Below are 243 nucleotides of genomic sequence, written 5' to 3'. Positions count from 1 at the left end.
CGGCGCGATCCAGCGGGCGGGCGTGTCGCGCTGCGCGCGCCCGTCGCCGTAGCCGAGCCCGATCAGTTCGCGCGTAAAGGCCCCCACGAACAGCAGGTAGCTCGCGAACGACGCGCCGGCCGGCTGGCTGCCGCCGCCCGCGCCGTGCAGCCCGCGCATCGCGGCCGGCATCTGCTTCAGGTGCTTCGCGGCGGTCAGCTCGATCCGCTCGGACGGCGCGATCGCGAGCACGTCGACGGGCCG

At 76.1% G+C, this 243-nt stretch carries 1 pseudogene; it reads right to left on the bottom strand.

Annotated elements, in window-relative coordinates:
- A pseudogene (locus KVT39_RS37220) lies at positions 1-243 on the bottom strand (patatin-like phospholipase family protein); the annotation flags it as partial.

The sequence above is a fragment of the Burkholderia sp. GbtcB21 genome, from assembly GCF_019091065.1.
In the GTDB taxonomy this organism is placed as follows: domain Bacteria; phylum Pseudomonadota; class Gammaproteobacteria; order Burkholderiales; family Burkholderiaceae; genus Burkholderia; species Burkholderia pyrrocinia_C.
The sequence above is the reverse complement of the archived record's forward strand: the minus strand, read 5'-3'. Positions and strand labels throughout refer to the sequence as shown.